2 protein-coding genes are annotated in these 21,946 nt (G+C 75.9%); both read right to left on the minus strand.

What is annotated here, in order from left to right; genetic code table 11:
• Positions 1–10: 10 nt before the first annotated feature.
• Complete coding sequence (locus ACFVWU_RS20025) at positions 11–15,508, minus strand: amino acid adenylation domain-containing protein (RefSeq protein ID WP_387622507.1); 15,498 nt, start codon at positions 15,506–15,508, stop codon at positions 11–13.
• Positions 15,508–21,777 carry an amino acid adenylation domain-containing protein gene (locus ACFVWU_RS20030; protein WP_387622510.1) on the minus strand — a complete coding sequence of 2,090 codons (6,270 nt, stop codon included), beginning with the start codon at positions 21,775–21,777 and terminating at the stop codon, positions 15,508–15,510. Before ACFVWU_RS20030 ends, ACFVWU_RS20025 begins: the two co-directional genes overlap by 1 nt.
• Positions 21,778–21,946 lie beyond the last annotated feature (169 nt).

A 21,946-nucleotide genomic window follows, 5' to 3' on the forward strand; every position in this document is an offset into this window, starting at 1 on the left:
TTTCCTTCCATCAGCTCAGTTCACTTTCGAATTCGTCGATCTCGTCCTGCGAGAGCGCCAGCAGGGACACGTCCGAGGGGGTCAGGCCGCCGGCCCCGGGGCCGGCCGCGCACTCGGCCAGCGCCACCAGGGCGTCGAACCAGAGCCCGGCCAGCCGCTGGACCTCCTCCCGGTCGAGCAGGTCGCCCGGCCAGGTCCAGACGGCCTCCAGCTGCGCGCCCCCGAGGTGGTCCCGGGCCGCCGCGGTCAGCCCGAGCACGTGGCGCAGCGGGTCCGCGCCGACGCCGCCGGCCCGCGTCCCGGCGTCCTGCGGCGCGGGGGTCCAGTCCTCCGGGGTCCAGTCCTCCGGGGTCCGGACCGCCTCGAACCGGCCCAGGTAGCGGAAGCCGAGCTGCGGTTCGGGCAGTCGGGCGAGCTCGGCGGCCGTCTCCGGATTGAGGTGGCGCAGCAGGCCGAAGCCGATGCCCTTGTCCGGGATGGCCCGCAGCTGCTCCTTGACCCGCTTGAGCGCGGTGCCGAGCCCGTCGGTGTCGGGCCAGGGCGCGGCACCGGGGGCCGGCCCCGGGTCCACGGCCACCGGGTGGACGCTGGTGAACCAGCCGACCGTACGGGACAGGTCGACCCCGTCCGCGATCTCCTCGCGGCCGTGGCCCTCCAGGCCGACCAGCACCGCGCCGCCCTCGCCGCGGCCGCGCTGGGCGCGCCAGCGGGCGACGGCCAGGGCCAGGCCGGTGAGCATGACCTCCTCGACGGTGGCGTTGAACACCGCCGGCACCTGGCCGAGCAGCGGCTCGGCCACCTCGTGCGGCAGCGACAGCGTCACCTGCCGCGCGGTGGCGGCGGTGTCCCGGGCCGGGTCCAGCGGACGGTCCGCCAGTACCGGGTCGGGGGTGGCCAGCAGCTCGCGCCAGAGCGGGAGTTCGCCGGTCCGGCGCTCGGAGCGGGCCTGCTCGGACAGCAGCGTCGACCAGCGCCGGAAGGAGGTGCCCACCGGCTTCGGCTCCGGCTTCCGGCCGGCGGCGACCGCCGTCCAGGCCGCCTTCAGGTCCTCGTTCAGGACGCGCCAGGAGGTGGCGTCCACGGCCAGCTGGTGGACCAGGATCAGCAGCCGGCCCGGCCGGTCACGGCCGGCGTCCAGCCAGACCGCGCGCACCATCTCACCGTCGGCGGGCGAGAGTTCGCCCTGCACCCGGGTCCGGGTCGCGGCCACCACGGAGATCAGCTCGGCCCGCTCCACCGCGGCGATGTCGACCCGGCTGAGCAGCCCGGCCGCCGCCACCGCGCCCGGCGCGGCGATCTCCAGCCGCCGGCCGTCGGGACCGGTGGTGATCCGCGAGCGCAGGGTGTCGTGCCGGTCCAGGACGGCCTGCAGGGTGGCCGCCAGCCGCTGCTCGTCGCAGTCGGCCGGAACCTGGAGCAGGGCCGCCTGGTGCACCGCGTCGATCGGCCCGCCGCGCTCGTACAGGTCGAGCATCACCGGGGTGAGCGCGGTGTCGCCGAGGGCGTCCTCGGCGGACTCCCCGGCGCCGGGCGCGTCGTCCTCCCGGGCGACCCGGGCCAGCGCCCGGACCGTCTTGTGCCGGAAGACGTCACGCAGGCTGATCAGCAGGCCCGCCCGGCGGGCCCGGCCGGCCAGCTGGATGGAGACGATGCTGTCGCCGCCGAGCTCGAAGAAGTCGTCGTCCGGACCGACCTCCTGGACGCCCAGCAGCTCGGCGAACAGGCCCGCGAGGACCGCCTCCCGGGAGGGGCCCGCCTGCGCTCCGCCGGTCGGCTCGGCCACGGTCGGCTCACCCACGGTCGGCTCGGCCTGCGCCGCGCCGTCGGCCGGGGCCGCCGAGCGCTGCCGCACGCCCGCCCACCAGGCGGTCAGCGGGTCGCCCCCGGTGGCCGGGAGCTCGCGCCCCGGGTTCGCGGCCAGGCCGCGGAACACCTCGGCGAGCGCCTCCAGGACGGTCTCCGCCTCCTCCTTGGCCAGCAGGTCCGGGCGGTACCCGAGCCGGCACTGCAGCTGGTCCCCGGCCAGGCCCGCGTCCAGGGTGAGCGGGTAGTGGGTGGCGTCCTTCATCTCCAGGTCCACCGCGCGCACGGTGTCCTCGCCGCCGAAGCCGCCGCCGTCGGTCGGGATGTTCTGGAACACCAGCAGGGTGTCGAACAGTTCACCCCGACCGGCGAGGCGCTGGAGGTCGACCAGGCGCAGGTGCTGGTGGGTCACCAGCTCGGCCTGCTGCTCCCACAGCCGGGGCAGCACCCGCTCGGCGGGCTCGCCGGGGCGGTGGGCCACCCGCACCGGGACGGTGTTGATGAACAGGCCCACCATCCGCTCGATCCCGGGCACCTGCGGCGGGCGGCCGGAGACGGTGGCACCGAACACCACATCGTCCTCGCCGGTCAGCCGGCGCAGCAGCTGCCCCCAGGCGGCCTGGACCACCACGTTCACGGTGGTGCCCTGCCGCCCGGCCAGCACGGTCAGGCCGGCCACCAGCTCGCCGCCCAGGGTCACCGACACGCTCTCGGTGGCCACCGCCGCCCGGTCCGGGTCGGCGGGCGCCACCAGGGTGGGCCGCACCGTGGCGTCCAGCACCGTGCGCCAGGCCCGCTCGGAGGCCTCCTGGTCCTGCCCGGCCAACCAGGCCAGGTAGTCGCGGTACGCGCGGGCCTCGGGCAGTGCGGAGGGGTCGCCGCCGGTGCGGTAGAGCCGCATCAGCTCGTCCAGCAGGACCGGTGTGGACCAGCCGTCCAGCAGCAGGTGGTGGAAGGTCAGGACGAGCCGCGCCCGGCCGCCGCCGAGCCGCACCAGCGTGCAGCGCAGCAGCGGCGGGCAGGTGACGTCGAAGCGCCGCTCCCGGTCCTCGCGCATCACCCGCTGGACGCCGTCGGTGCGCCCGGCCTCGTCCAGGTGGCTCAGGTCGGTCTCCGCCCAGAGCAGTTCGCAGTCCTCGGGGATGAACTGGACCGGGCGGGAGAGGCCCTCGTGGGCGAAGCCCGCCCGCAGGTTGGGGTGCCGCTCCAGCAGCGCGCCCACGGCGCGGCGCAGGGTCGCGGCGTCGGGCTCGCCCTCCAGGTCCAGGCCGAACTGGACGGTGTAGACGTCGGACGGGCCCTGCTCGTACAAGGTGTGGAAGAGCAGGCCCTCCTGGAGCGGGGCGAGCGGCAGCACGTCGGCCAGCGCGCGCCCGCCCTCCTCCAGCCGGTCGATGTCGCCCTGCTCCAGCGGCACCAGCGGGAAGTCGGACGGGGTCCGCCCGCCGGAGCCCTCGCCGCCGGCCAGCACCTCGCGCAGCGCGCCCAGCCAGTGGTCGGCCAGGGCGGGCACGTCGCCGTCGGCGAACAGCCCGTCCGCCCAGGCCCAACGGGCCGTCAGACGCGGCCCGTCGGCCTCGTCCCGGACCCAGAGCTCGACGTCCAGCAGGTACGCCGCGTTCGCCTCCGGGGCCTCGGTCTCCACCGGGCGGACGTCGCCCGCGCCGGTCAGCGGCGCGAAGCCGTCGACGGGCGAGGCGCCGAAGCGGCCCCGGTAGCGGATCCGGACCTCGGGGGTGGGCAGGCCGGCCAGCAGCGGGACGGTCTGCGGGTTGAGGTGGCGCAGCAGCCCGTAGCCGGCGGCGCGGTCCGCGACCGCGGCCAGCTGCTCCTTGACCAGCTTGACCAGCACGCCCGCGGCGGGCTGGGCCTGGTCGTCGGCGCCCAGCAGCACCGGGTGGGCGGCGGTGAACAGGCCCACGGTGGCGGTGAGGTCCGCACCCTCGGGTGCCCGGCGGCGGCCGTCCGCCTCCAGGGCGACCAGGGCGGCGCTGCCGCCGGGGCGGCCGCGCTCGGCGCGCCAGCGGCCGAGGGCGGCGGCGAAGGCGCCGAGCAGCAGTTCCTCGACCCCGGTGGCGTAGTGCGCGGGGGCCTCGGCGAGCAGGGCCGCCGATTCCTCGGCGGTGAGCGTCACCCGGGTCTCCCGCAGCCCGGCCACGGTGTGCCGGCGCGGGTCGAACCGGCCGTCGCCGAGCGGCTCGACGGGCGTGGCGAGCAGGTCGGTCCACGGCTGGAGCTCGTCGATCAGCGCCGGGTCCGCGGCGGCGGCCACGGTGTGCTCCGCCCAGGCCCGGTACGGGGTCGGGACCGGGGCGAACCGGGGGGTGCGTCCGGCCTCGACCGCCTCCCAGGCGGTGCGCAGGTCGGCGGCGAGGATCCGGCCGGAGGCCGGGTCGGCCGCCAGCGCGTGCACCGCGAGCAGCAGGTGGTGCTCCCCCGCCGCGCCGCCGTCGAACCAGACGGCGCCGAACACGGCGCCCTCCTCCGGGCGCAGCGAGGCCCGCAGGGCCGCCGCCCGCTCGGTCCGGACGGCCGCCAGGGCGGCGGCGTCCAGGCCCCGGGTGTCGACCCGGGTGAGCAGCGAGGCGGCCGTGACCTCGCCGCGCGGGCGGGCCTCCAGGGCCCAGACCAGGTTGCCGGCCCGCGCGGTCAGCTTGAGCCGCAGCGTGTCGTGCCGGTCGACCAGGCTCTGCAGCACGGTGTGCAGGCGCCGCTCGTCGCAGTCGCCGGGCAGCGTCACCGCGAGGGTGGTGACCGCCGCGGCGCCGCCGCGTTCGCGCAGCGCGTGCCCGGCCGGGGTCAGCGGGACCTCGCCGGTGCCGGCGTCGTCCAGCGGACCGGTGTCGGCCGGTGCGTCGCCGAGGCCGGTCGCGGTGGCGGCCAGCTCCTCGATGGTGCGGCAGCGCAGGACGTCCTGGGCGGTGAACTCCAGCCCCGCCTCCAGGGCCCGGCTGACCAGCTGGATGGAGACGATGCTGTCCCCGCCGAGGCCGAAGAAACTGTCGTCGATGGTCACCCGCGGGGCGGCGAGCAGATCGGCGATCAGCTCGCAGAGCAGGGTCTCCTTGGCGTCGCGCGGGGCCCGGCCGCCCTCCTCGGCGGCGAGCTCCGGCTCCGGCAGGGCCCGGCGGTCGATCTTGCCGTTGGCGTCCAGCGGCAGCGCGGCCAGCGTGGTGAACGCGGCCGGGACCATGTACTCGGGCAGCCGCTCGGCCAGGTGGTCGCGCAGGTCGGCGGCCGGCACCGGCTCCGGCGAGCGCGGGACGGTGTAGGCGGCCAGCATCCTGCGTCCGCCCTGGTCCTGGTGGACCGTCACGACGGCGTGCTCGACGTCCGGGTGGGTGGCCAGGGCCGCCTCGACCTCGCCCAGTTCGATCCGGAAGCCGCGGATCTTCACCTGGCCGTCGGCCCGGCCGGCGAACTCCAGCTGGCCGTCGGCGTTCCAGCGCACCAGGTCGCCGGTGCGGTACATCCGCTCGCCGGGCGCCCCGAAGGGGTTGGCGACGAAGCGCTCGGCGGTCAGGGCGGGCCGGTCGAGGTAGCCGCGGGCCAGGCCGTCGCCAGCCAGGTGGAGCTCGCCGGTCACCCCGACCGGGACGGGCCGCAGGAAGGCGTCCAGGACGTAGGCCCGGGTGTTCCACAGCGGCGCGCCGATCGGCGGGTGCACCGCGCCGGACTGCGGCCGGCTCATGGTGGCGCAGACGGTGGTCTCGCTGGGCCCGTACACGTTGAGCAGCCGGCGGCCGGCGGACCAGCGGGCGACCTGGTCGGGCGGGCAGGCCTCGCCGCCGACCGCCAGGGTGCGCAGGGTGGGCAGGGTGGTGTCCGGCAGGGTGGCCAGCACCCCGGCGGTGATCTGCAGGTGGGTGACCTCCCGGCTGTCCACCAGCTCGGCCAGCTCGGCCCCGGCCGGGGCGGAGTTGCCGGGCGACAGCACCAGCGCGGCGCCGTGCAGCAGGGTCATCGCCAGGTCCGCCATCGACACGTCGAAGCTGGGCGAGACGGCCTGCAGGACCCGGCTGTCCGCGTCGACGCCGAAGTTCTCGGCGTGCGCCCCGGCCATGGCGGCGATGCCCCGGTGGGTGACCAGGACGCCCTTGGGGCGGCCGGTCGAGCCGGAGGTGTAGATGACGTACGCGGGGTGGCCGGTGCGCAGCGGGCGGACCCGTTGGGCGTCGGACGGGTCGGTCGCCGGGGCGGCGGCCACCGCCGCCCGCACCTCGGAGGAGTCGACGGTGAGCACCCGAGCGGCCGCGGCCAGCGCCGGGCGGGCGGCGGTCTCCTCGGTGGCGACGACCAGCGCGGGGCGGGCGTCCTCGACCAGGTAGGCGATCCGCTCGGCCGGGTAGCCGGGGTCGACCGGCAGGTGGGCGGCGCCGGCCTTGAGGACCCCGAGGGTGACGGCCAGCCAGTCCGCGGAGCGCGGGACGGCGACGGCCACCCGGTCCTCCGGCCCGACGCCCTGGGCGATGAAGTGGTGCGCCCAGCGGTTGGCCCGCTCGTTGAGTTGGGCGTAGGTCAGCCGCTCCGGGCCGGCCAGCACGGCCGTCGCGTCGGGGGTGGCCGCCGCCTGCCGCTCGAACAGGGCGGGGAAGGTCTCGACCGGCACCTCGCGGGCGGTGTCGTTCCACTCCGTGAGCACCCGGTGCAGCTCCGCGCCGGGCAGCAGGTCGATCCGGCTGACCGGCTGCGTCGGGTCGGCGCCGACGGCATCGAGCAGGGCCGCGAACCGGGCCGCGATCGACTCCACGGTGGCCCGGTCGAACAGGTCGGTACGGTAGCTGATCATGCCGCGCAGTCCGTCGGGCGCGCCGTCCGCGTCGAAGGTCTCGGCGAGCTCGAAGCCCAGGTCGGTCTTGGCCGAGGTGAGTTCGACCTCGGCCGGCTCGGCGGTCAGGCCGGGCAGCTCGATCCGCGCCGCCGCGTTGTTCTGGAAGGCCAGGAACACCTGGAACAGCGGGGTGTGGGCGAGCGAGCGGACGTCCGGGCCGAGGTGGTCGACCAGCCGCTCGAACGGCAGGTCCTGGTGGGCGTACGCGGCCAGGTCGGTGGCCCGGACCCGGCTCAGCAGCTCGGCGAAGTCCGGGTCGCCGGAGGTGTCTGTGCGCATCACCAGGGTGTTGACGAAGAACCCGACCAGGTCGTCCAGGGCCTCGTCCGGGCGGCCCGCGACGGCGGTGCCGATCGGGATGTCGGTGCCGGAGCCGAGGCGGGTCAGCAGCGCGGCCAGCCCCGCCTGGGCCACCATGAACAGGGTGACCTGGTGGGTGCGGGCCAACTCGGCGAGCCGGGCGTGCGTTTCGGCGTCGATCCGGAACTCGGTGACGGCGCCGCCGTCGGTCGACTCGGCCGGGCGCGGCCGGTCGAAGGGCAGGTCGAGCGCGGCCGGAGCGCCGGCCAGCGCCTGCTCCCAGAAGGCGAGCTGGCGGGCGGCCAGGCTGCCGGACTCCCGCTCGTCGCCGAGCAGTTCGCGCTGCCACAGGGTGTAGTCGGCGTACTGCACCGGCAGCGGCGCGAAGCGCGGTGCCCGGCCGCCGAGGCGGGCGGCGTAGGCGGTGGTGAGGTCGCGGGCGAGCGGGGCGTTGGACCAGCCGTCGGAGGCGATGTGGTGCAGGTTCAGCAGCAGCACGTGCTCCGTCGCGGAGACCGCGAACAGGGTGGCCCGCAGGGGGAGTTCGGCGGCCAGGTCGAAGCCCCGGCCGGCCGCCGCGGCGAGCGAGGCGGCCAGGCCGTCCGGGCCGACGGGCATCACGTCCACGGGCACCCGGGCCTCGCCCGGCTCCAGGACGTGCTGGCGCGGCTTGCCGCCGGTGTCCGGGAAGACGGTGCGCAGGCTCTCGTGACGGGCGACCACGTCCACCAGGGCGGCCTGCAGCGCCTCCCGGTCGAGGGTGCCGGTGAGCCGGATGCCGATCGGGACGTTGTACGCGCCGGACGGGCCGGTCAGCCGGCCGAGGAACCACAGCCGCAACTGGGAGAAGGACAGCGGCAGTTCCTCCGGGCGCGGCCGGGCCTCCAGCCGCGGCCGGGCGGTGTCGTCCGCGCCGCCGAGCCGGGCGGCGAGCCGCTCGGGGGTGGGCGCCTCGAAGACCGCGCGAACGTCCACCTCGGAGCCGAAGGCCGAGCGGACCCGGCTGAGCAGGCGCACCGCACTCAGCGAGTTGCCGCCGTGCTCGAAGAAGTTGGTGTCCGAGCCGACCTCGGGCAGGTCCAGGACCTGGGCGAACAGGCCGCAGAGGATCTCCACCTGCGGGGAGCGCGGGCCCCGGTCGGCGGTCGCGGCGGCGAACTCCGGCTCCGGCAGGGCCTTGTGGTCGACCTTGCCGTGGACGGTCAGCGGCAGCCGCTCCAGCGCCACCACGGCCTCCGGCACCATGGCCTCGGGCAGGACGGCGGCGAGCAGCTCGCGCAGCCGGGCGCCCTCGGGCAGGAAGGCCCCCTCGGCGGGCACCACGTAGGCGACCAGCCGCTTGCCGTGCTCCCCGCCGTCCCGGACGGACACCGCCTGGGCGCCGACCCCGGGCAGGGCGGCGACGGCGGCCGCGACCTCGCCCAGCTCGATCCGGTGGCCGCGGATCTTGACCTGGTCGTCGGCCCGGCCGGTGAACACCAGGGTGCCGTCGGCGAGCCGGCGGGCCACGTCGCCGGTGCGGTACATCCTCTCGCCGGGCGCGCCGTACGGGTCGGCGAGGAACCGCTCGGCGGTCAGGGCGGGCCGGCCGAGGTAGCCGCGGGCCAGGCAGCTGCCGGCCAGGTACAGCTCGCCGGCCACCCCGGCCGGGACGGGCCGCAGCGCGGAGTCCAGGACGTAGGCCCGGACGTTGCCCTGCGGGCGTCCCATCGGGACCGGTCCGGGCGGGACCTGGGCGCCGGGCTCGATCCGGTACTCGGTGACGTTGACGGTGGCCTCGGTGGGCCCGTAGACGTTCCACACCGTGGCGTCCGGGTGCCGCTCGCGCCAGGGGGCCAGCGCCTCGCCCAGCAGGGCCTCGCCGCCGAGCAGCAGTTCGGTGGCGGAGTAGGCGTCGGGCAGCGCGCCGAGCAGCGGCAGGTGGCTGGGGGTGGCCTTCATGAAGGTCACCGGGGTGGCCGAGAGCCGGGCGGTGACGCCGGGGCGCTCCTCCAGCTTGGCGATCAGCACCGCGCCACCGGCCGTGAGCGGGGTGAACAGCGCGGTGACGGTGAGGTCGAAGGTGACCGGGGAGTGCAGCAGGGCCAGGCCGGCCGCGCCGGGGTAGGCCTGCCCGGTCCAGCGCAGGTAGTCCACCACGGACCGGTGGGTGACCACCACGCCCTTGGGGCGGCCGGTGGAGCCGGAGGTGTAGATGACGTACGCCGGGTTCCCGGGCCAGGCCGTCCGCGCGGGGGCGGTGTCCGGCCGGGCGGCGATCGCCGCGGCCGTCGCCGGCTCGTCCAGGACCAGGCGCGTCACGCCGCTGTCCGGCAGGCCGGCCGCCGTCTCACGGGTGGTCAGCAGCAGGACGGGCGCGGCGTCGCCGAGCAGGTAGGCGTTGCGCTCGGCCGGGTGGGAGGGGTCGATGGGCAGGTAGGCCGCGCCGGAGCGCAGCACCGCGAGCAGGGTGACGACCAGCTCGGCGGAGCGCTCCATCGCGACGGCCACCAGCCGCTCGGGGCCGGCGCCGTGGGCGGTCAGCTCGTGGGCGAGCCGGTTGGCGCGCGCCTCCAGCTCGGCGTAGGACAGCTCGCGGTCGCCGTCGATCAGGGCGACGGCGTCCGGGGTCCGCCGGGCCTGGGCCTCGATCAGCTCGGGCACCAGGGCCTCGCAGGCCTCCAGGGCGGGGCCGGCCGTGCCGGCGGTCAGCTCCTCGGCGGCGGCGCCGTCGAGCAGGGCGATCCGGCCCACCGGGGTGCCCGGCGCGGAGACGACGGTCTCCAGCACCCGGCGCAGCTGCCCGGTCAGGGTCCGCACCAGCGGCTCGGGAAGCAGGTCGGGCCGGTAGTACCAGTTGAGGACGGTCCGCCGGTCGTCGTGCATCACGACCATGCCCAGCGGGTAGTGGTTGTCGCCCTTGGTGTCGACCTCGGAGACGGTCAGGCCGTGCACGCGCTGCCGGTCGCCGGGCCCGGGCGGGAAGTTCTCGAAGACCACCGCGGTGTCGAACAGGGTCGGCAGTCCGGCGAGGCGCTGCAGGTCGGCGAGGCCCAGGTAGTGGTGGGCGAGCAGCTCGACCCGCTGGGCCTGGACCGCGGCGAGGGTGTCGACCAGCGGGGCCGCCCGGTCGATCCGCACCCGGACCGGCACGGTGTTGCTGAACAGCCCGACCATCGACTCGACGCCGGGCAGCTCCGGCGGGCGGCCGGAGACCGTCTCGCCGAACAGCACGTCGTCGCGGCCGGTCAGGGCGGCGAGCACGACGCCCCAGGCGCCCTGCACCACGGCGTTCATGGTCAGCCCGTGGGCGCGGGCGGCGGCGGTGAGCGCGGCGGCCAGGTCGGCCGGCAGCTCGTCGACGATCCGGCCGGGCAGCGGCGGCTCGCCGGCCGCGGCGGGGGCGACCAGGGTGGGCTCGTCGATCCCGGCCAGCGCGGTGCTCCAGGCCCGCTCGGCCTCCGCCCGGTCCTGGTCGGCCAGCCAGCCCAGGTAGTCCTTGTACGGGACGACCGGCGGCAGGCCGTCGGCCTCGCCACGCTGCCCGTACAGCGCGAACAGCTCCTCGGCGAGCACCGGCGCCGACCAGCCGTCCAACAGCAGGTGGTGGGCGGCGAACAGCAGCCGGTGGGTGTCCGGGGCGAGCCGGATCAGGCTGAAGCGCAGCAGCGGGGGCCGCTGCGGGTCGAAGCGGCGGGTGCGCTCGGCGACCAGCAGCCGGTCCAGCTCGGCGGTCCGCGCGGCCTCGTCCAGGTCGCTCAGGTCCACCTCGTGCCAGGGCAGTTCGACCTGCTCGGGGATCAGCTGCACGGGCGCGCCGTCGGCGGTGCGGTGGAAGGCGGCGCGCAGGCTGTCGTGCCGGGTGAGCAGCGCGGTGACGGCGGCACGCAGCGCCGCGGTGTCCAGCTCGCCGTGCACGTCCAGGGCGAGCCGGGTGATGTAGACGTCGTCGGCGCCCTGGTCGTACTCGGTGTGGAAGAGCAGGCCCTCCTGGAGCGGGGACAGCGGCAGGATGTCGGTCAGCCGCGGCTGCGCCTGCTCCAGGCGGTCGATCCCGGCCTGGTCGAGGGCGACCAGCGGCAGGTCGGAGGGGACGAGCCGGCCGATGCCCTCCGGGCGCTGGGCGCAGCGCACCAGCGCGTCCAGGGCGGCGAACCAGGCCTCGGCGAGCTCGCGCACGTCGGCCTCGGTGAGCAGCGCGCCGGGCCAGGTCCAGGTGGCGGTGAGCCGGTTGCCGTCGGGGTGGGTCTCGGTGACGGCATTGGCGGTGAGGGTGTACGGCAGCGGGGTGGCCTGGTCGGCGCCGCCGCCGAGGCCGGTGTCCTCGGCGCCGTCGATCCGGCCCAGGTAGTTGAAGCCGATCTGCGGCTCGGCGGACTTGGCCAGTTGGACGGCGGTGCGCGGGTTGAGGTAGCGCAGCAGGCCGAAGCCGATGCCGTTGTCGGGGATGGCGCGCAGCTGCTCCCGGACGGACTTGACCGCGGTGCCCAGGGCCGGGCCGGCGGCGGTGAGCTGCTCGGCGGGCACCGTGCCCGGGTCCAGCCGGACGGGGTAGAGGCTGGTGAACCAGCCGACGGTGCGCGACAGGTCGGCGTCGGGCAGGATCTCCTCGCGGCCGTGGCCCTCCAGGCCGACCAGCACGGCGGAGCCGTCCCCGTGGCCGCGCCGGCGGCGCCAGTCGCCGACGGCGAGCGCCAGGGCGGTCAGCAGCACGTCGTTGATCTGCGCGTTGAAGGCGGCGGGCACCGCGCCGAGCAGCGGCTCGGTGGTCTCGACGGGCAGGCGCAGGGTGAGGTGGCCGGCGGTGCCGAGGGTGTCCTGCTCCCCGTCCAGCGGACGGTCGGTCAGCAGCGGGTCGGGGGTGGCCAGGATGGAGCGCCAGAGCGGCAGCTCGCGGATCCGCTCGGGCTCCACGGCGGCCGCGGTGAGGTGGCGCGCCCAGCGGCGGAAGGAGGTGCCGACCGGCTCGGGGGTGAAGGTGCGCCGCTCGGCGGCGGCCTGGAGGGCGGCGGTCAGTTCGGGCAGCAGGATCCGCCAGGAGACGCCGTCCACCGCGAGGTGGTGGATCACCAGCAGCAGGCTGCCGGGGTGTTCGCGGCCGTGGTCGAACCAGACGGCCTGGACCATCCGGCCGGACTCGGGGGCGAGCCGGGTCAGCGCGGCGTCGGCCTCCCGGGCGACGGCGGCGCGCAGGGCCTCGGCGTCCAGGGCGGCGGCGTCGACGCGGTGCAGCGACTCACCGGCCGGGACGGTACCGGGTGCGGTGATCTCCAGCGTCCACTCGTCGATGTCCTCGATCCGGGTCAGCTTGAGCCGCAGCGCGTCGTGGTGGTCCAGGAAGGTCTGGAGCACCGCGGTGATCGCCGCCCGGTCGAGCCCGGCCGGCACCGGGGCCGGCATGGACTGGCTGAACCGGCCGGTGGCGCCGCTGTGCTCGCTGAACCAGTGGATGATCGGGGTGAGCGGGACGGAGCCGACACCGTCGCCGGCGGGCTGCGGGCGGGCGGCGCCGCGGGCCGGGGCCTCCTGGGCGACGGCGGCCAGCGCCTCGACGGTGCGGTGGGTGAAGACGTCGCGGGGAGTGAAGCGCAGGCCGGCCTTGCGGGCGCGGCTGATCAGCTGGATCGAGCCGATGCTGTCGCCGCCGAGCTCGAAGAAGCTCTGGTCGGCCCAGACCTGCTCGACGCCGAGGACCTCGGCGAACAGGGTGCCGAGCAGCTTCTCCCGCTCGGTCTCGGGGGCCCGGCCGGCGGCGGGGGTGAGCACCGGGGCGGGCAGCGCCTTGCGGTCCAGCTTGCCGTTGACCATCAGCGGCAGCGCGTCCAGCGTCATGACCACCGCGGGGACCATGTACTCGGGCAGCAGGGTGGCGACGTGGCCGCGCAGCGCCTCGGCCTCGGGGGCGGCGCCGGCGACCGGGACGACGTAGCCGACCAGCTGCTTGACGCCGGGCTGGGTCTCGTGGGCGATCACCGCGGCCCGGTCCACCTCGGGGTGGCGGGCCAGGACGCTCTCGATCTCGCCGAGTTCGATCCGGAAGCCGCGGATCTTCACCTGGTCGTCGGCGCGGCCGACGAACTCCAGCTGGCCGTCCGGACGGCGGCGCACCACGTCGCCGGTGCGGTACATCCGCTCGCCGGGCGCGCCGAACGGGCAGGCGACGAAGCGCTCGGCGGTCAGCGCGGCCCGCCGGTGGTAGCCCCGGGCCAGGCCGGCGCCGGCGACGTACAGTTCGCCCGGCACGCCGGGCGGCAGCAGCCGCAGACCGGCGTCGAGCACGTAGGCGCGGGTGTCGGGCACCGGCGCGCCGATCGGCGGCACGTCGCCGGTGGGCTCCAGCGGGGTGCTCATCGACACCGCGACGGTGGACTCGGTCGGGCCGTAGGCGTTGACCATCCGGCGGCCCGGCGCCCAGCGCTCGACCAGCTCGGCGGAGGTGGCGTCGCCGCCGACGACCAGGCAGCGGAAGTCGGGCAGGTCCACGGCCGGGACGCTGGCCAGCGCGGCGGGCGGGATCAGGGCGTGGGTGACCGTACGGGCGGCGATCAGCTCGGCGAGCGGCTCCCCGGCCAGCGGGCCCGGCTCCGGGACGACCAGGGCGGCCCCGGAGGTCAGCGTCATGCACAGTTCCAGCACCGAGGCGTCGAAGCTCGGCGAGGCGAACTGCAGCACCCGGCTGTCGGCGGTGACGGCGAAGCGCTCGCGCTCGGCGGCGGCGAAGGCCGCCAGGCCGGCGTGGGTGACCACGACGCCCTTGGGCACGCCGGTCGAGCCGGAGGTGTAGATCAGGTAGGCCGGGGACTGCACCGAGACCGGGCCGCACGGGCGGGCCCCGCCCTCGGCCTCGGCGGGGGTGTCCAGCAGGACGGTCGGCCACTCGCCGGCCGGGACGGCGGCCCGGTGGGCGGCGGTGGTCAGGACGGCCGCGGGGCGGGCGTCCTGGCACATGAAGGCGATCCGATCGGCCGGGTAGTCCGGGTCGACCGGCAGGTAGGCGGCGCCCGCCTTCATCACGGCGAGCGGGGCGACGACCGACTCCACCGAGCGGCCCAGCACCAGCGCCACGACCTGCTCGGGGCCCACCCCGAGGCCGGTCAGCCGCTGCGCCAACGCGTCGGTGGCCCGGTCGAGTTCGGCGTAGGTCAGCCGGGCGTCGGCGGACTCGACCGCGACCGCCTCCGGCGTGGCGGCCACCTGGGCGGCGAACAGCTCGGGGAAGGTGGCCGGCGCCACCGCGGGGGCCGCGTCGGCGCCGGCCAGCAGCCGCTGCCGCTCCTCGGCGGTGAGCAGGTCGAGGGCGGCGACCGGGCGGGTCAGGTCCTCGGTGAGGGCCTCCAGCAGGCGCACCAGGCGCCCGCCGATGACCTCGACCTCGTCCTTCTCGAACAGGTCCGGGCGGTAGTTGAGCACCAGCCGAAGCCGGCCCTCGTACACGTGCGAGACCAGGCAGAGCGGGTAGTGGTTGGCGTCCAGGACGTCGAAGCCCTCGATGACCAGGCCGCCGGCCAGCTCGCGCAGCGCCTCCAGGTCGAACGGGAAGTTCTCGAACGCCACGTAGGTGTCGAAGAGTTCGGAGTGCCCGGAGAGCCGGTGCAGGTCGCGCATGCCGGTGTACTGGTGGGCCGACATCTCCAGGTGGTGGCTCTGCAACCGGGAGAGCACCGACTTCAGCGAGTCGTCGGTGCGCAGCCGCACCCGCACCGGGAGGGTGTTGATCAGCATGCCGACCATCCGCTCCACCCCGGGCGCCTCGGCCGGGCGGCCGGAGACCACGGTGCCGAAGGCCACGTCGTCCAGGCCGGTGAGCGCGGCCAGCAGCAGGGCCCAGGAGCCGTGCACGGCGCTGGAGAAGGTCAGGTCGTTGGCGCGCAGCCGGGCCGAGAGCGCCTCGGTCGCCTCGACGGACAGTTCGAGCGGCAGCTGGCGCGGGTGGACGACGGCGCGGCCCGGGTCGGCCGGCACCAGCCGGGTGGGCGCGTCGATGCCCTCCAGCGCCTCGCGCCAGGCGGCCTCCGAGCGGGAGTGGTCCTGGCGGTTCAGGAAGGCCAGGTGCTCCCGGAAGGGGGTGACCGGCGGCAGGGCGGAGGCGTCGCCGCCGTTGGCGTACACCTCGAACAGCTCGCCCAGCAGCACCGAGGTCGACCAGCCGTCCAGCAGGATGTGGTGGAAGGTGCAGAGCAGCCGGTAGGAGTCCTCGGTGAGGCGCACCAGGTGGTAGCGCATCAGCGGGGGGCGGGAGAGGTCGAAGGGGTGCGCCTTCTCCTCGGCCTGGACGCGGGCCAGCTCCTGCTCCCGGTCGGCTGCGGCGAGGTCACGCAGGTCGGTGGTGGCCCAGGGCAGTTCGACCTCGCGGGCGACGACCTGGACCGGCCGGCTCTGCTTGGGGTGCAGGAAGCCGACGCGCAGGTTGGCGTGCCGGCGCAGCAGCGCCTCGGCGGTACGGCGCATGGTGTCCGGGTCGAGTCCGCCGCCGAGGTCGAGCACCACCTGCACGGTGTAGACGTCGTCCCCGCCCTGGTCGTACAGGGCGTGGAAGAGCAGACCCTCCTGGAGCGGGGACAGCGGAAGGATGTCCTCGGGGCCCTGCTTCGTCATCACAGCATCCTCCACTCGGCCTCGAGGCCGTCGATCTCGTCTTGGGAAAGCTCCACCAGCGCCAGGTCCGATGGGGTGTGACCGCCGGCGTCGGGGCGGTCGGCGTGCTCGGTCAGCGCGCCCAGGGCGCGGAACCAGGTGTCGGCGAGTTCGCGGACCTCGGCCTCGGGCAGCAGCCGCTCGGGCCAGGTCCAGGTGGCCCGCAGCCGGGGGCCGTCGGGGTGGTCCTGAATCACCGCGTTGACTTCCAGCAGGTGGGACAGCGGCAGGTCGGCACCCTCGGTGAGGACGGCCTCGGTCTCGGGGACCGCCTGCCAGTCGCCGCCGGGGGCGTCCGCCCGGCCCAGGTAGTTGAACAGGACCGGGGCGGTGGCCAGGGCGGCCAGCGCGGGCCCGGCCTGCGGGTCGAGGTGGCGCAGCAGCCCGTAGCCGATGCCCTCGTCGGGGGCGGTCCGCAGCTGCTCCTTGACCGCGCGCACCGCCTGTCCGGCCTCGGGGCCGCCGGCCCACAGGCCGGCCCAGTCGGTGACGCCGGGGTCGAGCCGGGCCGGGCGGATGGTGGTGAACCAGCCGACCATACGGGACAGGTCGAGCCCGTCGGTGAGGTCCTGGCGGCCGTGGCCCTCGACGTCGATCAGGGCGCCCGGGGCGTCGGTGCGGCCGTGCCGCCGCCGCCAGTCGGCCACCGCGAGGGCGAGCCCGGTGAGCAGCAGTTCGTGCACTCCGGCCTTGAGCACCCCGGCGGCGTGCTGGTGCAGCGCTTCGGTGGTGGCGGCCGGGAGGCGGTGGGTCAGGCTCGCGGCGCGGGCCGCGGTGTCGCGGACCGGGTCGAGCGGCTGGTCGGTCAGGGAGGGGGCGGGCAGCCGCAGGGCATCGGTCCACAGCGCCAGTTCGCCGGAGCGGCGGCCCGACTCCTCCGTGAGCAGTTCGGCCCAGCGGCGCAACGGGGTGCCCACCGGGGCGAGTTCGGGCTGCTTGCCGGAGCTGACGTCCTCCCAGGCGGCGCGCAGGTCGGGCAGCAGGATCTGCCAGGAGACTCCGTCGACGACCAGGTGGTGGACGGCGACCAGCAGTCGGCCGGGAGTGTCCGGTCCGGCGTCGAACCAGACCAGTTGGACGTTGGCACCGGCTTCGGGGGCGAGCCGGTCCCAGGCCTGCCGGGCGTGGGCGGCGATCAGTTCGGTGAGCGCCTGCCCGGTCAGCCCGGCGGCGTCCACCCGGCGGACCGCCTCGGCGGCCGGCCGGCTGCCGGGGGCGGTGATCTCGAACGCCCAGCGGCCGTCGGCGCCGTCGCGGTCGAGCCGGGTGCGCAGCGCGTCGTGCCGGTCCAGGACGGCCTGGAGGGCTCGGCCGAGCTCGTCCTCGCCGAGGCCGGCCGGCACCTGGACCAGGGCGCTCTGGTGGAAGGCGTCCACCGGTCCGCCGCGCTCCTCCAGCCAGCGCTGGATCGGGGTGGCCGGCAGCGGGCCGGTGCCGGGGACGGCCTCGGCCTGCGGAGCGGCCGTCCCGGCGGCTTCGGCGGCGGCGGCCAGGGCCGCCACCGTCTTCAGCTCGAAGACGTCCTTGGGCGAGATGGCCAGGCCCCGTCGGCGGGCCCGGGCCACCAGCTGGATGGAGACGATGCTGTCGCCGCCCAGTTCGAAGAAGCTGTCGTGCAGCCCGACCGTCTCCCGGCCCAGCACCTCGGCGAACAGGCCGGCCAGATCCTCCTCCAGCGGGGTGCGCGGTGCGGCGGCCTCGGTGGTGGCGGTGAACTCGGGGGCGGGCAGCTCGGCGCGGTCGAGCTTGCCGTTGGGGGTCAGCGGCAGGTCGTCGACCAGGACGACGGCGGCGGGCACCATGTGGGCGGGCAGCGTGCGCTGGAGGTGCGCCAGCACCTCGTCCCGCTCCACCGCCGCGCCCTCGCGCGGCACCGCGTAGCCGACCAGCCGACGGTGGCCGGGCTGGTCCTCGCGGACGGTGGCGGCACCCCGGGCGATCCGCGGGTGGCGGGCGATCACCGACTCGATCTCACCGAGTTCGATCCGGAAGCCGTTCAGCTTGATCTGGTCGTCGACCCGGCCGAGGTACTCCAGCTCGCCGTCGGCCCGCCAGCGGCCCACGTCGCCGGTGCGGTACATGCGGGCACCGGCCGGGCCGTACGGGTCGGCGACGAAGCGCTCGGCGGTCAGCGCGGGGCGGCCGAGGTAGCCGCGGGCGAGCTGGCCGCCGCCGATGTAGATCTCGCCGGGGACGCCGACCGGCACCGGGCGCAGCCCGGCGTCCAGCAGCCGGATCGCGGAGTTCCACATCGGCCTGCCGATCGGCACCGGGCCGGCCGGCACCTCCTGGTCGGGGCCGATCCGGTACTCCACGCAGCCGACGGTCGCCTCGGTCGGCCCGTACTCGTTGACCACGGTCACCCCGGGCCGCTGGCGGCGCAGTTCGGCGACGGCCTCGCCGAGCAGCATCTCGCCGCCGACGACCAGTTCGCCGGTGGGCGTGAACTCCTCGGGCAGCACGCCGAGCAGCGCCAGGTGGGCGGGGGCGGTCTTGAGGAAGGCGGGGCGCTCGGCCCCGGTGCCCGGGCCCTCCAGCGCGGTGACCCGCACCCGGCCGCCGGTGATCAGCGGGGCGTACAGCGAGGTGACGGTCAGGTCGAAGGAGACCGGCGAGTGCAGCAGGGTGCCGCCGGCCACCGAGGGGTAGCGCTCACGGGCGTAGCCCAGGTAGGCGGCCACCGAGCGGTGGGTCACCACGACGCCCTTGGGGCGGCCGGTCGAGCCGGAGGTGTAGATGACGTACACCGGGTGCGCGGGGTCGAGGGGCACCGGGCGGTCGGCGTCCACCGGGTCGGCGGCAGTGGCCCGGTGGCCGGCCGTGACGTCCAGGACGGGGACGCCGGCGGGCACCGCGGCCAGGGTGTCGGGGGCGGCCAGGACCAGCGCGGGGGCCGAGTCCTGGAGCATGTAGGCGATCCGCTCGACCGGGTACTTCGGGTCCACCGGGACGTACGCCGCACCGGACTTGACCACCGCGAGCAGCGCCACGACGAGCTCGGCCGAGCTGGGCAGCAGGACGGCGATCCGCTGCTCGGGGCCGGCGCCGCGGGCCAGCAGGGTGTGGGCCAGCTCGTTGGCGCGGGCGTTGAGCTCCGCGTACGTGAGGCTGCGCCCGCCCTCGGTCAGGGCGGTGGCGTCCGGGGTGCGGGCCACCTGGGCCTGGAACAGCTCGGGCAGCAGCGGCCCGGCCGCGATCTCCTCGCCCCGGCCGAACTCGGCCAGTACCAGCCGCCGTTCGGCCTCGGTGAGGACCTCGATGTCGTCGATCCGCTGCCCGGGTCCGGCGGTGAAGGCCTCCAGGATGCGCACCAGGCGCTCGCTCATCACCTCGACGGTGGCCCGGTCGAAGAGGTCGGTGCTGAACTCCAGCCGGCCGCCGATCCCGGCGGCGGCCTCGTGGCCGCCGGAGCGCTCGTCGAAGCCGAAGAGCAGGTCGATCTTGGTCACGCCCGGGTCCACCTGCTGGGGCGTGGTGGTCAGCCCGGGCAGCTCCAGGGTGGCCTCGGCCGGGGTCTGGACGTCCATCATGACCTGGAACAGCGGATTGCGGGCCAGTGAGCGCTCCGGGTTGAGCGCCTCGACCAGCCGCTCGAACGGGATGTCCTGGTGGGCGTGCGCGGACAGCGACATCTCCCGGGCCCGGTCGAGGAGTTCGCCGACGGTGGGGTTGCCGGAGAGGTCGTTGCGGAACACCACGGTGTTGACGAAGCAGCCGATCAGCTCCTCCGTCCCGGGCTCGGCGCGGCCGGCCACCGCGCTGCCCAGCGGGATGTCCGTCCCGGCGCCGAGGCGGCTCAGCAGCAGCGCGACGGCGCTGTCCAGCACCATGAACAGGCTGGCCCGGTGGGCGCGGCCGAGGTCGGTCAGCCGCCGGTGCAGCCCGGCGCCCAGCTCGAAGCGGACGATCTCGCCGCGCTGGCTGAGCTCCTTGGGGCGCGGCCGGTCCACCGGCAGCACCAGCTCGCCCGGCAGGCCGGCCAGCGCGTCCTTCCAGTAGGCGAGTTGCCGGCCGAGCGGGCTGTCCGGGTCGGCGTCGTCGCCGAGCACCGACTGCTGCCAGAGGGTGAAGTCGGCGTACTGCACCGGCAGTTCGGCGAAGGCGGGTGCGGCACCGGACTGCCGGGCGGTGTAGGCGAGGCCGAGGTCGCGGGCCAGCGGCGCCAGCGAGAGCCCGTCGGCGACGATGTGGTGGAGCACCACCAGCAGCACGTGCTCCTCCGGGCCGAGCACCAGCAGGCGCGGCCGGACGGCGAGTTGGGTGGTCAGGTCGAAGCCCTCGGCGACCACCGCGGCGATCGCCGCGTCCAGCCCGGCCGGCTCGGCCGCCTGCTCGGTGAGCGCGGCCCGGGCGGCGGCCTCGGCCGGGCTGAGGACCTCCTGCCGGGGGCGTCCGTCGGTCTCGGGGAAGACGGTGCGCAGGCTCTCGTGCCGGGCCAGGACGTCCTGGACGGCCGCGGCCAGCGCCGCCCGGTCGAGCCGGCCGGTGAGCCGCAGGGCCAGGCCCATGTTGTAGGCGCCGCTCGGCCCCTGCAGCCGGTTGACCAGCCAGAGCCGCTGCTGGGCGAGGGAGAGCGGGAGTTCGGCGGGGCGGGCGACCGGGGCCAGCGCCCGGCGCTCGCCGGCGCTGCCGTCCATCAGCGCGACCAGGCCGGCCACGGTGGGATTCTCGAAGACGGCGCGGATGGAGAGTTCGGCGCCCAGTTCCTCGCGCACCCGGCCGAGCAGCCGGATGGCGGTGAGCGACTGGCCGCCCAGGGCGAAGAAGTTGTCGTCCACGCCGACCCGGCCCACCTTGAGCACCTCGCCGACCAGCGCGCACAGCGCCTCCTCGCGGGGCGTGGCCGGGGCCCGGTAGGACGCGCCGGGGCCGGGCTCGGCGTCCTGCCCGACGGTCGGCGGGGTCCAGCCCTCGGGCACGGAGAGCGCGACGGTCTCCAGCGGGGCGTCCGGGGCGGCGGCGGCCAGCGCGGCCAGGTAGCCGGTCAGCGAGGCCTGGTGGGCGGCCAGCAGCCCGCCGCCGTAGAGGTCGGCATTGGCGTGGAAGTCGATCAGGAAGCCGGCGCCCGGGCCACGGCTGTCGATGACCAGGGAGAGGTCCTCCTCCGGGCCGATGGAGAAGCCGCGCACGGTCGCGCCGTTCCCGGCGAACTCCAGCCGCTCCCCGTACATGATCAGGTTGATCTCGGGGCCCCAGAGCCGGCGGCGGCCGCCGATCAGACCCAGGTCGCGGTGGATGTCCTCCTGGCGGTAGCGCTGGTGGCGCAGCGCCTGGTGCAGCTCGTCGCTCACCGCGCGCACGTGGTCCGCGACCGAGGTGCCGGCCCCGCCGCCGACCCGGACGGGCAGGGCGTTGGACACCATGCCCGGGGTGCGCTTGGCGACGGCCCCCTCGCGCGCGGCGGCGGCCAGGCCCAGCACGACGTCCTCGGCGCCGGTCAGCCGCTGGAGGTAGCCGGCCACGCCCGCGATCACCAGGGCCGGCCAGCTGACCCGCAGTTCCCGGGCCAGGGCGTGCAGCGCCTCGGCGTCCCGCTCGGTCACGTGGCCGGTGAGCCGGATGTGGTCGGTGGGCACCCGCTGGGCCCGCTCGGCCAGGCTGACGGTCTCGCCGAGGCCGGCCAGGCGCTGCGCCCAGTACCGCCCGTCCTCGGCGAAGCGCTCGGAGGCCCGGTACTCGGCGTCCTGGTCGACCAGTTCGCGCAGGGTCCCGAAGCGGTGCGCGGCGGGCTCGGTGCCGGCCGCGAGGGCCGAGTACAGCGCGGCGACCCGGGAGACGATCAGCGACCAGCTGTAGCCGTCGACGATCGCGTGGTGCACCTTGCTGAACCAGGTGTACCGGTCCTCGGCGACCCTGATCAGGGCGAAGGTGAACAGCGGCCCCTCGGCGAGGTCCACGGGGGTGCGCACCCGGGCCAGCATCCAGTCCTCGGCGGCGGCGCGCGGATCCGGCCGGCCGCTGACGTCCGGGGTGTGCAGGGTCCAGTCGAGGCCGGCCACCACGGTCTGCTCCGGCCCGTCCGGGCCCGGCAGGAAGCGGATGCGCAGCGCCTCGGCCTCCTGGACCACCCGGCGCAGCGCCTCCTCGAAGAGCACCGGGTCGATCCGGCCGGACATCTCGACGCACTCGGCGATGCTGTACATCGGATTCTCGGGATCGACCTGCTGGGCCAGCCACATTCCGTATTGCGCGGCCGTCAGCGAAAGCCGGAGTTCGTTTCGGTCGGCCATTGTCATTCACTCCGCTTGAGTAGACGCATCAGGACCCGGGAATTCCCACGCCGCCGGGGCTCGGGGCGACCGGACCAGACTATGAATCAACTCCCTTACGGCCACGAGCTCATGGAAAACTTCGATGCGCCGCGAGGAACGGTTCGAAGATTTCTCATCGCCCTGGACA

It is taken from the genome of Kitasatospora sp. NPDC058190, assembly GCF_042883685.1.
Classification (GTDB): Bacteria; Actinomycetota; Actinomycetes; order Streptomycetales; family Streptomycetaceae; genus Kitasatospora.

What these genes read in the sequence shown, in the direction of transcription:
- ACFVWU_RS20030 (WP_387622510.1), bottom strand. Translation starts at nt 21,777, where the DNA reads ATGGCCGACCGAAACGAACTCCGGCTTTCGCTGACGGCCGCGCAATAC.
- ACFVWU_RS20025 (WP_387622507.1), bottom strand. Translation starts at nt 15,508, where the DNA reads ATGACGAAGCAGGGCCCCGAGGACATCCTTCCGCTGTCCCCGCTCCAG.